The organism is Candidatus Pantoea soli (assembly GCF_007833795.1).
In the GTDB taxonomy this organism is placed as follows: domain Bacteria; phylum Pseudomonadota; class Gammaproteobacteria; order Enterobacterales; family Enterobacteriaceae; genus Pantoea; species Pantoea soli.
In genome coordinates this window covers 640,385-655,156 of sequence record NZ_CP032702.1, presented here as the reverse complement: position 1 = coordinate 655,156, position 14,772 = coordinate 640,385, and the positions used below count along the sequence as shown (strand labels likewise).

The following is a 14,772-nucleotide window of genomic DNA, read 5'->3' as shown; positions in this document are numbered from 1 at the left end:
CCGCCGCCTGCCGTCGCCGCTGGTGCGCCGGTCAGCCTAGCGCTGCAGCTCGTCCAGCGCGGGGGCATCCAGATGGGAAACATCACCGGCTGTCTCCACCACCCAGCCCGCTGCCAGCCAGGCGCTTTGCTGATGATCCACGCGTGAAATAGAGCAGTTACGCAGGCGCAGGCGACGCTCCGCATGGGCCGGCAGCCCCAGAATCGTGCTCACCAGCACGCCCAGCGCCATACCGTGGCTGACCAGCAGCGGCCGGCTGCCGGCGGGCAGCTGCAGACAGGCATTCAGCGCTTCGTGCATGCGCGCCGCCATTTCCGTCATCGACTCACCACCCGGAATGCGCCCGCCCTCGGTGCCGTCCACCAGTGCCTGGCGCCAGCCCTCTTCTTCAGCGGTCAGGCCGTCCAGCTGGCGCTGCTCCAGACAGCCCATGTTGAGTTCGCGCAGGCGCGCGTCCAGCGTCACCGCACAGCCGCAGGCGTCAGCAATGATCTCTGCGGTACGGCGGGTGCGTCCTAAATCGCTGGCAATCACGTGGGTAATACCCAGCGATTTCACACGCTCGCCGACCTGATGGGCCTGCTGTTCACCTTTTTCCGTCAGCGGACTGTCGGACTGCCCCTGAATGCGTCGGGCCGCATTCCACACCGTTTCACCATGACGAACAAGATAGACCTGTAACATGCGTAGTTTCCGTTATACTGCGACAAATTTGCCTTGAGGGTTCAGTCAATTATGTACCATGTTGTCGCAGCCACCACCAATCCGGCAAAAATCCGCGCCATGGCGCAGGCGTTCAGCGACGTTTTCGGCGAAGGATCCTGCCATATTGAAGGGGTCGCGGTCGAGAGCGGCGTGGCCGCTCAGCCGCTCAGCGATGCCGAAACGCGAACCGGCGCGCGCCAGCGGGTGTCGCACGCGCGTCTTTTGCGTCCGCAGGGGGATTTCTGGGTCGCCATTGAGGCGGGCATTGAGGGCGACTGCGCGTTTGCGTGGATGGTGATAGAAAACGCCCGGCAGCGCGGCGAGTCACGTTCTGCCAGCTTTACCCTACCGCCGGTGGTTTTGCAGGGGCTGGCGCAGGGTCATGAACTGGGTGACGAAATGGCGCGGCTCACCGGTGTGGAAAACATCAAACACAAGGGCGGCGCCATCGGCGCGTTTACGCAGGGCCGGCTGACCCGCTCCAGCGTCTACCATCAGGCGCTGATTCTGGCGCTGTGCCCCTTCACCCATCCGCTGTACCAGGTGTAATCACGCCTCGCCCAGATGCGTCTCCAGCCACTGTTTCAGAGCGGGCGGCGCCTCTTTCAGACTATTCGAGCCGCGCGTAATGGTGGCAATACCCACGCCCAGCTCGCTTTTCAGCTCGCGCTGGCTGATGTCGCCGTTGATCAGCGCTTCAATGATCCGCAGCCGGGTGCCAAAGGCTTCCCGTTCATCAGGCGTCATCATCAGCTGCAGCAGCGGCAGCGCCATCTCATCAGCGAACGCGCGTTGCATCAGCGCAATAAAACGCAGCCAGTTATCCTGCGCGGTGGGGGGGGAAAGAGGTTGGCTCATGAAGGGCTTCCGTACTCACTAACGAGTACGGAAGCATAGCACAGTCAGTAACGGCGATTCCACTCGCTGTCCGCCAGAATCTTATCCGGCTGGCCGAGGAAATAACGGTAATAGGCATCGTAGGCCAGCACGTTTTTCACATAGCCCCGGGTTTCGGAGAACGGGATGGTTTCAATAAACGCCACCGCATCCAGCCTGCCCGCGCTGGCGTTCAGCCAGCTGCGCACCCGCCCCGGCCCGGCGTTATAGGCGGCCGAGGAGAAAATGCGGTTCTGCCCGAACTGCTGGTAAACATATTCCAGATACTGAGTGCCGATCTGGATATTGGTCTGCGGATCGAGCAGCTGGCTGCTGTTCACGTAGCCAGGGATGTTATACATCTGCACCGTATGCTGTGCCGTGGCCGGCATCACCTGCATCAGCCCGCTGGCCCCTACGGGCGAACGCGCTTTTGGATTCCACGCGCTCTCCTGACGGGATATCGCCATTGCATAGCTGGGCGAAATGCCTTTATCACGGGTGTACTGCTGATAGAGATTCGGCCACGCCAGCGGGAAGCGCTCTTTCAGGCTGTCCCACATTTTGGCCGTAATGGTGGCCTGCACGCTGAGGTCCCACCAGTCCTGCTCATTCGCATAACGCGCCAGCATCTGCTGCTGGCTGTGCGTTTTGCTGGTGATCAGATTTGCCCATTCACTGCGCGCCAGATTATCCAGCCCCCAGTACATCAGCTCGCGCACCCGCGCCATCTCCGGCCCCTGCACCACGCTGTTATCCGCCGCCGGCGCATTATCCACCTGAAGCGGATAGGTGACGCCCAGCCGCTGCGCCGCCACCATCGGATAGAAGCCACGCTGCTGCATCAGCTTACGCAGTATCTCCTCACCCTCCTCTTTGCGCCCCTGCGAAAGCAGCAAATCGGCCTGCCAGTATTGCCACTCATCTTTCTCTTTGGCTTCAACCGGCAGACGGGCGATCCAGGTATTCAGCCCGCGGCGGTCATTCTCACTCAGCGCCAGACGCACGCGGCGTTCTATCAGCGCGGTGGATTCGCTGTTCATCACCACCGCATCGCGCCAGCGTGCCTGTTCCGTGGTGAGATCGGCTCCCATCATGCGCCACACCACGGTTTCCTTCAGATCCTGCTCTTCCGCCGCGCTCATCTGCTGCGCCTTCACCAGCTGCGGGATCATCATGCGGGCGTTATCCATATCCTGTCGCGCCACGCGGGCGAAGGCGTAGCTGGTTGCCATGCGGGTGAAATCGGTCGGCCCCAGCGTGCTGGCAAAAGTGGTCACCGTCTGCGGGTTCTGCTGCAGCGCAATCAGCGCGCTGGCCGTGGTCTGGTAATCGGCTGGCAGCATTTTGGCCAGATAGTTAACCAGGCTGTCATTCCCGGCTTTCATCGCCAGGCGGATGCGTTCAAGCACGGTAATCGGCGAGAGCTGGCCGGAAGCCTGCCACACCGAAAACAGGCGATCGCAGTCGTTTGGCAGCGCCGAGCCGCGCAGCCAGATCGCCTTCGCACCGGCAAACGCCGCCTGCTGCTGACCGGTTGCCCATTTTGCGTAGTACCAGTTACAGCGTGCCTGCACCGGCTTCGGCTCATCCGGACTGAAACTGAGAATACCCTGCCAGTCCTGACGGTGCGCCAGCACGTTCACAAAGCGCGTCTGCAGCGAGCGTGCCGGTGGCAGCGTCGGATACTGCTGAATAAAATTTTTCACCGCCAGCCCGGTCTCCTGATCGAGATCCTGCGCCAGCAGGCGGTATTGCAGATACGGGTAGAGCGGATAATCCTGCAGGGTCGGCATCAGCTGCGCGACCTGATCCATCTGTTTATTGTCCCAGGCTTGCTTGATCTGCGCATAGCGCTGTCGCTGCTGGTCCAGTGAATCGGCCCACACGCTGCCGGCCGCACTGACCAGACATATCCCTATCATCCAGTTACGCCACTTCTCCACTCCGCTCTCCTCTTTGCTGCGATCCGGCGTATGCCGGACTTCATTCATGCTAACCAGGCCAACCGGGTCTTGCCATGTTCTTCACAAAATTTACGCTGGCGCACCGCGATTGCACAAGGCGTGCGCTGCCGCTGTGCAAATAATCATCAGAAAAAGTTATTACACATCAGATAGCTACTGAATTTCATCTGCTTACAAATCTGGCACGCGCTTTGCGTCAGCTCTGCCATCTTGTATACCAGCTGGAATTCACTATGGCCCCGACCTTTGGTTTTACTCTTCAGGACTGGCAGCGGCAGGCGCAGCAGGATGCGCGGCAGGTCCTGCCGCTGCTGCAGGCGCATCTGGCCGCTCTCGACGCACGGGATAACGCCTGGATCCAGATCGCCTCCCCGGCGCAGCTGCAGGCGCAGCTTGAACCCTTGCTGGCGGAGTACCTGCGTAATCCGGCGGCGCTGCCGCTGTTTGGCGTGCCCTTTGCGGTCAAGGATAATATTGATGTCGCCGGCTGGCCCACCACCGCCGCCTGTCCGGCCTTTACCTACACTGCCACCGCGGACGCCTTTGTTGTCGCCCGGCTTAAAGCCGCCGGGGCGGTGGTGATGGGCAAAACCAATCTTGATCAGTTTGCCACCGGGCTGGTCGGCACGCGCTCACCCTACGGTGCGGTGCCTAATACCTTTAACCCGGACTACGTCAGCGGCGGCTCCAGCTCCGGCTCCGCCTCGGTACTGGCACGCGGGCTGGTGAGCTTTTCGCTTGGCACCGATACCGCCGGTTCCGGCCGCGTTCCGGCCGGATTCAATAACCTGGTCGGGCTCAAGCCAACCAAAGGCTGGTTCTCTGCCCGCGGCGTGGTGCCCGCCTGCCGCCTCAATGACACCGTGTCGGTGTTTGCGCTGACCGTGCAGGATGCCTGGCAGGTGGCAACACTCGCCGGCGGCTATGACAGCGCAGATGCCTATGCGCGTAGTACCCCGCGCACCGCGCCCGCCGATCTCAGCCCGCGCCCGGCCTTTGCCATCCCCGCCACACCAGAATTCTTTGCTGACCACCAGGCGGAAGCGGCCTGGTCGGCGGCGCTGGCACAGCTGGAAGCCGGCGGAGCCACCCTGCATCCCATTGATTTCACGCCGTTCCACCAGCTGGCCGAACAGCTCTATCACGGCCCGTGGGTAGCGGAACGCACCGTGGCGGTGGGTAATATGCTCGACCAGCCTGCCGCAATGGACCCGGTGGTGCATGACATCGTCAGCAGCGGCCGCCGCTACAGTGCGGTCGAAGCCTTCCAGGCGGAATACCTGCGCGCGGACCTGGCGCGGCAGATTCAGCAGACGCTGGCACAGTTTGATGCGCTGGTGGTGCCGACCTCCCCCACCATCCACACCCTTGCGGCGATGCAGCAGGAGCCGGTGCGCTACAACTCGCAGTTTGGCACCTACACCAACTTTACCAACCTGGCGGATCTCAGCGCGCTGGCCCTGCCCGGCCCGTTCCGCCCTGATGGCCTGCCGGCCGGCATCACGCTAATTGCCCCGGCCTGGCACGATCGGGCGCTGGCGGCGTTTGGCGTGCGCTGGCAGCAGCAGCTGGCGCTGTCGCCTGGCGCCACAGGTCGCCCGCTGCCGCCGTCTCCTGGCGCGCTGCCCTCCTCGCCCGATCACGTGCGGGTGGCGGTGGTCGGCGCGCACCTCACCGGGATGCCGCTCAACTTTCAGCTCACCACGCGCCAGGCGGTATGGGTGGAGGAGACCCGGACCGCCAGCCATTACCGCCTGTTCGCGCTGCCCGGCGGCCCGGTGCAAAAACCGGGCCTGCTGCGCAGCGACAGCGGCGGTGGCATTACCGTGGAGCTGTGGGACATCCCGCTGGCGCGCTTTGGCGAGTTTGTCGCCGAGATCCCGCCGCCGCTGGGCATCGGCTCACTGACGCTGGCGGATGGCCGGGTCGTGAAAGGGTTTATCTGCGAACCGGCGGCCCTGACGGACGCGCTGGATATCACTGAATCGGGCGGCTGGCGTAACTGGCTGGCCACACAGGAGAGTCACTGATCATGTTCAGTACCGTTCTGATTGCTAACCGGGGCGAAATTGCCTGCCGTGCCATCCGCACCCTGAAACAGCAGGGCATCACCAGCGTGGCGGTCTATTCAGATGCCGATCGAAACGCGCGTCACGTCAAAGAGGCGGATGTGGCTATCGCCCTCGGTGGTGACAAGGCCAGCGACAGCTATCTGCGCATCGATAAAATCCTGGCGGCAGCCCGGCAGTCCGGTGCGCAGGCCATCTGGCCCGGCTATGGTTTTCTGTCGGAAAGCCTGGCGTTCGCCGCCGCCTGCGAAGCGGCAGGCGTATGCTTTGTCGGGCCGACAGCCCGGCAAATCGGCGAGTTCGGGCTTAAGCACCGCGCCCGTGAGCTGGCCGCGCAGGCCGGGGTCCCGATGACGCCCGGTACACCGCTGCTGGCTTCGCTGGAAGAGGCGCTGGCGGCCGCGCAGCGCATTGGCTATCCGGTGATGCTGAAAAGCACCGCAGGCGGCGGCGGGATTGGACTGACGCGCTGTGGCGATGCCGCCGCGCTGCGCGACGCGTGGGAGAGCGTGCGCCGGCTCGGTGAGCAGTTTTTCAGTGACGCAGGGGTGTTTCTGGAGCGCTGCATCGATCGCGCGCGTCACATTGAAGTGCAGATTTTTGGCGACGGCAAAGGCAAGGTCATCGCGCTGGGCGAACGCGACTGCTCGCTGCAGCGCCGCAATCAGAAGGTGGTGGAAGAGACGCCGGCGCCGCAGCTTCCTGCCGCCACCCGCGCGGCGCTGCTGGCCTCCGCGGTGCGCCTCGGTGAATCCGTTTGTTACCGCAGCGCCGGCACGGTTGAGTACATTTATGATGCCGCGCAGGATGCCTTCTACTTCCTGGAGGTGAACACCCGTCTGCAGGTGGAGCACCCGGTCACCGAATGCGTCACCGGGCTCGATCTGGTGGCGTGCATGCTGCAGGTGGCGGCGGGCGAGGAACCGGACTGGGCACAGATGCAGCGGCCGCCGCAGGGCGCGGCAATCGAAGTGCGTCTCTACGCAGAAGACCCGCTGAAAAACTTTCAGCCGAGTCCGGGCGTGCTCACTGCCGTCAGCTTTCCGCCCGGCGTGCGCATCGACAGCGGCATTGACACCGGCGCCGAGGTCTCCGCGTTTTACGATCCGCTGATAGCCAAACTGATTGTGCATGCAGAGACGCGCGAGGCGGCGCTGGAGAAGCTGCAGCAGGCGCTGGATGCCACCCGGCTGCACGGTATCGCCACCAATCTCGACTATCTGCGCCAGGTTGTCGCCACCGACGCGCTGCGCAGCGGTCACGTCTGGACGCGCTTTCTGGATAGCTTCACGCCGCAGGCGCACGTGGTGGAGGTGCTGCAGCCGGGGACATTCAGCAGCATTCAGGATTATCCGGGCCGCCTCGGCTACTGGGACATTGGCGTGCCGCCGTCCGGGCCCATGGATGACTATGCCTTCCGTCTGGCCAACCGCATCGTTGGCAACCACGACAGCGCCGCCGGGCTGGAATTCACGCTGCAGGGCCCGACGCTGCGCTTCCACAGCGCGGCGATCATCGCCCTGACCGGCGCGGACTGCCCGGCAGATCTGGATGGCACCGCCCTGCCTTACTGGCAGCCGATCAGCGTCAGCGCCGGGCAGACGCTGACGCTGGGGCGCGCGCAACGCGGTTGCCGCACCTATCTGGCGGTGCGCAATGGCTTTGATGTGCCGGAATATCTCGGCAGCCGCTCGACCTTCTCGCTGGGTCAGTTTGGCGGTCACGCCGGGCGTACGCTGCGCGTGGCCGATATGCTGCCCGTTTCGCAGCCGGCGCTCGCGGCCTGCACCACGCCGGCCCCCGTCAGCGATCCGCAGCCGCTGGATCGCGCCCTGATCCCGCACTACGGGCAGACATGGCACATCGGGGTACTGTACGGCCCGCACGGAGCGCCGGATTTCTTCACCCAGGCGGCGATCGATACGTTCTTCGCCAGCGACTGGCAGGTGCATTACAACTCCAACCGGCTGGGCGTGCGTTTGGTGGGCCCGGCCCCCACATGGACGCGGGCTGACGGCGGCGAAGCCGGCCTGCATCCGTCTAACGTTCACGACTGCGAATACGCCATCGGGGCGGTGAATTTTACCGGCGATTTCCCGGTGATTCTGACGCATGACGGCCCGAGCCTCGGTGGCTTTGTCTGCCCGGTTACCATCGCCAAAGCCGAATTGTGGAAAGTGGGCCAGGTCAAACCCGGCGATAGCATCCGCTTTTATCCGATCGGTGCCGATGAAGCGGTCGCACGTGAAAAAGCGCAGGCGCAGAGCATCGCCACGCTGCGCAGTCACCACGCGCCGGCTTTCGCCACGCCTTCTCTGGCTGATACTGCCTGCGGTTCTGCCACGCTGCTGGCAGCGCTGCCGGCGCAGGCCGGGCGTCCGGCGGTGGCGTACCGGCAGGCGGGTGACAAGTATGTGCTGATCGAATACGGCGATAACGTGCTGGATCTGGCGCTGCGCCTGCGCGTGCATCTGCTGATGGAGGCGCTACAGGCATGTGCCGTGCCCGGCGTCGAAGAGCTGTCGCCCGGCGTCCGCTCGCTGCAGGTGCGCTACGACAGCCTGACGCTCAGCCAGACCCAGCTGATGGCGCGCCTGCTAGCGCTGGAAGAGACGCTCGGCGATGTCAGTACCCTGCGCGTGCCGTCGCGTATCGTCTGGCTGCCGATGGCGTTTGAAGACAGCGCCACGCTGGGCGCCGTGTCGCGCTATCAGGAAACGGTGCGCGCCAGTGCGCCGTGGCTGCCCAACAACGTGGATTTCCTTCAGCGTATCAACGGCCTGGCGCACCGTGACGAGGTGCGTGACACGCTGTTTGCTGCCAGCTACCTGATTCTGGGCCTCGGCGATGTCTACCTCGGTGCGCCCTGCGCCGTGCCGATCGATCCCCGCCATCGTCTGCTGAGTTCGAAATACAGTCCGGCGCGTACCTTTACCGCCGAAGGCACGGTCGGGATTGGCGGCATGTATATGTGCATCTACGGCATGGATTCTCCCGGCGGCTATCAGCTGGTGGGCCGCACGCTGCCCATCTGGAATCGCTTTCTGAAAAACCCGCAGTTTGCCGCCGGTGAACCGTGGCTGCTGCGCTTTTTCGATCAGGTGCGCTTCTACCCGGTGAGTGAAGCAGAACTGACGCAGCTGCGTGATGATTTCCGGGAAGGACGCGCCACCGTGCGCATTGAGGAGACGCAGTTTGATTTTGCCGCTCACCAGCAGTTCCTGAATGAACACGCCGGAGCCATCGCCGCGTTCCGGCAGCGTCAGGCCAGCGCCTTTACCCGTGAGGTCGCGCTGTGGGATGAGCAGGCGCAGGCCGCGCCGCTTAACGCCGGTGAAGCGCTGCCAGCCGCGCCGCAGGTGGAAGAGGAGAACGCGCTCGCCGTCTGTGCGGATATGAACGGCAACATCTGGAAGGTGCTGGTCGCGGCTGGCGATGCGGTGCAGGCCGGACAGACGCTGATCATCGTGGAGGCGATGAAAATGGAGCTGGCCATCGTTGCGCCACAGGCCGGCCGGGTGAAACGCATCGCCTGTCAGGCGGGCCGCCCGGTCAGCCCTGGCGATGCGCTGCTGTGGCTGGAGACCGCGCCATGACCCGTTCCTCCGCACGCAGCAAAGGCCGGCCGGAAGCGCTGGCAGAAAAAGTGTATCAGGCGCTGAAGCAGGACATTTTTGCCTTCCGCCTGATGCCGGGCGATCGCTTCAGCGAAAATGAAATTGCCGAACGGCTGGAGGTCAGCCGCACGCCGGTGCGCCAGGCGCTGTTCTGGCTGGAGCGCGAAGGCTATGTCGACGTGTGGTTTCGCAGCGGCTGGCAGGTCAGGCCGTTTGATTTCACCTACTTCGAGGAGCTGTATGACCTGCGCACCGTATTGGAGCGCGAAGCGGTGCGCCGCCTCTGTGCGCTGCCGCCGCTGGCCTGCGCGGAAACCCTCAGCGCGCTGAAACAATTCTGGACAGACGCGGCGCCGCTGGCTGAGGGCAGCGCGGTCTCAGCCCACGACGAAACGTTTCATATCACCCTGGTCGCCGCCGCCGGCAATCAGGAGATGGCGCGCATCCACGGCGAACTGACCGAGAAGATCCGCATTATCCGTCGCCTCGATTTCACGCGCGAGGATCGGGTAGAGGCCACCTACCGCGAACATGCGCAGATTCTGGGCGCGATTTTCCGGCAGCACACCGACGAGGCGCTGCGCCTGTTAACCGATCACATTGCCGTCAGCAAGGCCGAGGTCAGAAAGATCACCCTGCATATGCTGCAGCAGGCGCGGCTGCATCCCATTGAATAATCACTGATAACACCATAAGGGTCCTCACGATGAAAAGACGTTCATTGCTTAAAGCCTTCGCGCTCTCCGCCACCGTGGTCAGCATGGGTCTGACCTTCTCCGCGCAGGCAGCCGATACCATCAAAGTCGGCATTATGCATTCGCTCTCCGGCACCATGGCCATTTCGGAAACGCCGCTGAAAGAGGTAGCGCTGATGGCGATTGACGATATCAACGCCCACGGCGGGCTGCTGGGCAAAAAGCTGGAGCCGGTGGTGGTCGATCCGGCCTCCAACTGGCCGCTGTTTGCGGAGAAAGCGCGCCAGCTGCTGACGCAGGATAAAGTGGCGGTGGTGTTCGGCTGCTGGACCTCGGTGTCACGTAAATCGGTGCTGCCGGTCTTTGAAGAGCTGAACGGCCTGCTGTTCTATCCGGTGCAGTATGAAGGTGAAGAGATGTCGCCGAATGTATTCTACACCGGCGCAGCCCCCAACCAGCAGGCGATTCCGGCGCTACAGTATCTGATGAGTGAAGATGGCGGCGCGGCAAAACGCTTCTTCCTGCTGGGTACCGACTACGTCTACCCGCGCACCACCAACAAAATCCTGCGGGCGTTTCTGCATAAGCAGGGGGTTCAGGATCAGGATATCGAAGAGGTCTACACGCCGTTTGGCTACAGCGATTACCAGACCATTGTCTCCCGTATCAAAAAGTTCGCTGCCGGCGGTAAAACTGCGGTGATCTCCACCATCAACGGTGATTCCAATGTGCCGTTCTACAAAGAGCTGGCAAACCAGGGCATCCGGGCCACCGACATTCCGGTGATCGCCTTCTCGGTCGGCGAGGAGGAGTTGCGCGGCATTGACACCAAACCGCTGGTGGGCCAGCTGGCGGCCTGGAACTATTTTGAATCGGTTGATAACCCCACCAACGCGAAATTCGTTGCCGATTACCGCGCCTGGGCCAAAGCGCACAAGCTGCCGAATGCCGATACCGTCGTGACCAATGATCCGATGGAAGCGACCTGGGTAGGCCTGCACATGTGGGCGCAGGCGGTGACCAAAGCCGGCAGCACCGATGTCGACAAAGTGCGGGCGGCGATGGCCGGGCAAACCTTCCCGGCGCCGGATGGCTTTACCCTGACAATGGATCAGACCAACCACCATCTGCATAAGCCGGTGATGATTGGCGAAGTGGAAGAGAACGGGCAGTTCAACGTGGTGTGGCAGACCGAACAGCCGGTGCGTGCGCAGCCGTGGAGCCCTTACATCGCCGGAAATGACAAAAAGCCAGACCAGCCGGTGAAGTCGGCGCAATAAGGCAATAAGGCACGATGGCTCCCCGCGCCCGGCGGGAGCCATGCCGCCGCCGCGTGCGTGTGCTTCAGGGCTGCGTCAGCGCCCTGCCGGTAAGAAAAGATCCGCATCTGACATTAACCGCATACAGGATGACACCATGACATTCCGCCCTCTTCTCAGCTGTCTGCTGCTGCTACTGCCCTGGCTGACGCAGGCGGGTGACGGCGCAGATTTCGCAGCGGCCAGCCGCACCCGGCAGGCAGCCCTGCTGCAGCAGTGGGCCGCCGCCCCTGACGCGCACCGTCTGCCGCTGCTGCAGGCGCTGCGTGATGAAACCGTGGTGACCGACCGCCACCAGCAGCCGTTCAGCAGACAGAATGATCAACTGATTCCGCTCGACAGCGCCCGCGCGCCGGATGGCGCGACACGCAAACTCTTTATGAACAATCGCCTGCGCGGGCTGGTGGCAAGTGCGCTGGCCGCGCATCAGCTGGTGAGCAGCGATGCCGCTCTCCGCCTGCGCGCCGCCCGCCAGCTGCAAAACGACGCCGCACCGGATCAGCTGCCGCTGATTGCACAGCGCCTGGCCAGTGAACCGGACAGCCAGGTTCGCGCCGTGCTCACGCTGGCGGCCGCCAGCCTGCAGCTGGCCAGCGCCGATGCCGCTGTGCGGCTGCAGGCGGTCACGCTGCTCGGCGCCTCGGGCGATCCGGCAATGCAGGCCAGCCTGAGCCGCTTAACCGAGGCCAGCAACGAACCTGACGCCCGCGTGCGCGCCGCCGCGGCCGCCAGCCTGCAGCAGCTTAAACAGCGCCTGATGTGGGGCGATCTGCTCGGCCAGGCTTTCAGCGGCCTGTCACTGGGCTCTATTCTGCTGCTGGCGGCGCTGGGGCTGGCGATCACTTACGGTCTGCTGGGGGTAATCAATATGGCGCACGGCGAGATGCTGATGCTGGGCGCGTATGCCACCTGGCTGGTCCAGAATCTGTTCCAGCAGTTCGCGCCGCAGTGGCTGGCCTGGTATCCACTGCTGGCGTTGCCGGTGGCGTTTGCCGTGACCGCCACGGTCGGCATGCTGCTGGAACGCACCCTGATTCGCCATCTGTATGGCCGCCCGCTGGAGACCCTGCTTGCCACCTGGGGCATCAGCCTGATGCTGATTCAGCTGGTGCGCATGCTGTTTGGCGCACAAAATCTGGAAGTCGCCAATCCGCCCTGGCTCTCTGGTGGCTGGCAGCTGCTGCCGAACCTGGTGCTGCCCTATAACCGCGTTGTCGTGATCCTGTTCGTGCTGGCGGTGCTGGCCCTTACCTGGCTGCTGCTCAATAAAACCCGCCTCGGCCTTAACGTGCGCGCCGTCACGCAAAACCGGGCCATGGCAGCGTGCTGCGGCGTGCCCACCGGCCGCATCGATATGCTGGCATTTGGCCTGGGATCCGGCATTGCCGGACTCGGCGGCGTGGCGCTGTCGCAGCTTGGCAATGTCGGTCCCGAACTCGGCCAGGGTTATATCATTGACTCTTTCCTGGTGGTGGTGCTGGGTGGCGTCGGACAGCTGGCCGGGACGGTGGTGGCCGCGCTGGGGCTGGGCATTCTCAGTAAAGTGCTGGAGCCCCAGATCGGCGCGGTGCTGGGCAAGATCCTGATCCTGATGCTGATCGTCCTGTTTATCCAGAAACGTCCGCAGGGGCTGTTCGCCGTTAAAGGGAGGATCGCTGACTGATGAGCCAGCCACTGACTTTACGCGCGGTGCGCAAAGCGCCGCTTCTCAGCCGCAGCCTGGGTGCCGCGCTGATCCTTCTGCTGCTGGCGCTGCCCTTCTGCGCCCTGCTGCCCGCCACTCATCCGCTGGCGATCTCTGCCTGGACGCTGACGCTGGTGGGGAAAATCCTCTGCTATGCGATTGTCGCGGTGGCGCTGGACCTGGTGTGGGGCTATGCCGGGCTGCTGTCGCTCGGCCACGGGCTGTTTTTTGCGCTGGGCGGCTATGCCATGGGCATGTACCTGATGCGCCAGGCCGCCGGCGATGGCCTGCCGGCGTTTATGTCTTTCCTGTCATGGGACAGACTGCCGTGGTTCTGGGCCGGAACACAGCACTTCGCCTGGGCGCTGTGCCTGGTTGTGCTGGTGCCGGGCCTGCTGGCGCTGCTGTTTGGCTTCCTTGCCTTTCGCTCACGCATCAAAGGGGTGTACTTCTCCATCATGACGCAGGCGCTGACCTACGCCAGTATGCTGCTGTTTTTCCGCAACGAAACCGGCTTCGGTGGCAACAACGGCTTCACCGGCTTTACCACGCTGCTGGGCTTTAGCATCACCGCCACCGGCACGCGGATTGCGCTGTTTATTGCTACCGTGCTGCTGCTGCTGGCAAGCCTGGCACTGGGCTTCGCGCTGGCACGCAGCCGCTTTGGCCGCGTGCTGACCGCGGTGCGCGACGCCGAGAGCCGCCTGATGTTTGTCGGCTACGACCCAAAGGGGTTCAAACTGTTTGTCTGGACCCTGTCCGCGGTGCTGTGCGGGCTGGCAGGCGCGCTCTATGTGCCGCAGGTAGGCATCATCAACCCCGGCGAGATGTCGCCCACCAACTCGATTGAAGCCGCTATCTGGGTGGCGCTGGGCGGACGCGGCACGCTGGTCGGCCCGCTGCTCGGTGCGGTCATCGTCAACGGTGCCAAAAGCTGGTTCACCGTGGCGTTTCCCGAATACTGGCTGTTTTTCCCCGGCCTGCTATTTATTCTGGTCACGCTGTTTCTGCCGCGTGGCGTGATTGGCCTGCTGCGCCGGAGGCGTGATGACTGATTCCCTGTTTACCCAACCTCACCCGGCGGATCGCCACCGCCGCCAGGCCGATCCAGTGCTGCAGCTGGAGAAGATCACCGTCTCGTTTGACGGCTTCCGGGCGCTGACCGATCTGTCACTGCAGATTGGCGCGGGCGAACTGCGCTGCATCATCGGCCCGAACGGTGCCGGTAAAACCACCCTGATGGACGTGATCACCGGCAAAACCCGTCCTGATAGCGGCCAGGTGATCTATGACCAGAATATCGATCTGCGGACTCTGTCGCCGGTGGAGATCGCCCGGGCAGGCATCGGGCGCAAATTCCAGAAACCTACGGTGTTTGAAGCGCTCACGGTGTTTGAAAACCTGGAAATCGCGCTGAAAAACGACAAATCGGTCTGGGCCAGCCTGCGTACCCGTCTGCGCAGCGCGCAGCGCGATCGCATTGATGAGGTGCTGAAGCAGCTGCGCCTGGGCGGTGAACGTCAGCGCCGCGCCGGATCGCTGTCGCACGGACAAAAGCAGTTTCTGGAGATCGGCATGCTGCTGGTGCAGGATCCGCACCTGCTGCTGCTTGACGAGCCGGCCGCGGGCATGACCGATGCGGAAACCGCCTGGACCGCCGAACTGTTTCGCAGCCTTGCCGGCCAGCATTCGCTGATGGTGGTAGAGCATGACATGGGCTTTGTGGAAACCATTGCTGACCACGTCACCGTGCTGCATCAGGGCCGGGTGCTGGCGGAGGGATCGTTGCGCGAGGTGCAGGCCAACGAACAGGTTATCGACGTTTATCTGGGGCGCTGAC

11 protein-coding genes are annotated in these 14,772 nt (G+C 63.5%); 8 read left to right on the top strand and 3 right to left on the bottom strand.

Annotation, left to right across the window (positions count from 1 at the left end; all coding sequences use genetic code 11):
* Positions 1-36: 36 nt before the first annotated feature.
* Positions 37-684 carry a 2,3-diphosphoglycerate-dependent phosphoglycerate mutase GpmB gene (gpmB, locus tag D8B20_RS02990; protein ID WP_145886973.1) on the bottom strand — a complete coding sequence of 216 codons (648 nt, stop codon included), beginning with the start codon at positions 682-684 and terminating at the stop codon, positions 37-39.
* Positions 685-735: 51 nt separating this feature from the next.
* Between gpmB and yjjX the strand changes: the two genes are divergently transcribed.
* Complete coding sequence (gene yjjX, locus D8B20_RS02985) at positions 736-1,254, top strand: inosine/xanthosine triphosphatase (RefSeq protein ID WP_145886971.1); 519 nt, start codon at positions 736-738, stop codon at positions 1,252-1,254.
* Here the strand turns inward: yjjX and trpR are convergent, their stop codons facing one another.
* On the bottom strand, positions 1,255-1,563 hold the full coding sequence (gene trpR / locus D8B20_RS02980) for a trp operon repressor (protein WP_145886969.1): 309 nt from the start codon (positions 1,561-1,563) through the stop codon (positions 1,255-1,257).
* Between the two features lie 44 nt (positions 1,564-1,607).
* The gene (gene sltY, locus D8B20_RS02975) at positions 1,608-3,527 is read right to left on the bottom strand and encodes a murein transglycosylase (RefSeq protein ID WP_145890371.1); all 1,920 of its coding nucleotides are present in this window, start codon (positions 3,525-3,527) and stop codon (positions 1,608-1,610) included.
* 254 nt (positions 3,528-3,781) lie between these two features.
* On the opposite strand from sltY, the gene atzF reads away from it, so the two are divergent.
* The 7 genes from atzF to urtD all read left to right on the top strand — a co-directional run bounded on the left by atzF (position 3,782) and on the right by urtD (position 14,771).
* Positions 3,782-5,578, top strand: coding sequence for an allophanate hydrolase (gene atzF, locus D8B20_RS02970; protein ID WP_145886966.1), 1,797 nt, complete (start codon positions 3,782-3,784; stop codon positions 5,576-5,578).
* Positions 5,579-5,580: 2 nt separating this feature from the next.
* Entirely contained in the window at positions 5,581-9,213 is a 3,633-nt protein-coding gene (gene uca / locus D8B20_RS02965) for an urea carboxylase (RefSeq protein WP_145886964.1), read from the top strand.
* Entirely contained in the window at positions 9,210-9,911 is a 702-nt protein-coding gene (locus D8B20_RS02960) for a GntR family transcriptional regulator (RefSeq protein ID WP_145886962.1), read from the top strand. The genes uca and D8B20_RS02960 overlap by 4 nt, the downstream gene beginning before the upstream one ends.
* Positions 9,912-9,940: 29 nt before the next feature.
* Positions 9,941-11,209, top strand: a complete 1,269-nt coding sequence (gene urtA, locus D8B20_RS02955; protein WP_145886960.1) for an urea ABC transporter substrate-binding protein — start codon at positions 9,941-9,943, stop codon at positions 11,207-11,209.
* 136 nt (positions 11,210-11,345) lie between these two features.
* Complete coding sequence (gene urtB, locus D8B20_RS02950) at positions 11,346-12,911, top strand: urea ABC transporter permease subunit UrtB (RefSeq protein WP_145886958.1); 1,566 nt, start codon at positions 11,346-11,348, stop codon at positions 12,909-12,911.
* Positions 12,911-13,987: an urea ABC transporter permease subunit UrtC gene (gene urtC / locus D8B20_RS02945; RefSeq protein ID WP_145886956.1), complete on the top strand. Its 1,077-nt coding sequence runs from the start codon at positions 12,911-12,913 to the stop codon at positions 13,985-13,987. Before urtB ends, urtC begins: the two co-directional genes overlap by 1 nt.
* Positions 13,980-14,771: an urea ABC transporter ATP-binding protein UrtD gene (gene urtD / locus D8B20_RS02940; RefSeq protein ID WP_145886954.1), complete on the top strand. Its 792-nt coding sequence runs from the start codon at positions 13,980-13,982 to the stop codon at positions 14,769-14,771. Before urtC ends, urtD begins: the two co-directional genes overlap by 8 nt.
* Position 14,772: the final 1 nt, after the last annotated feature.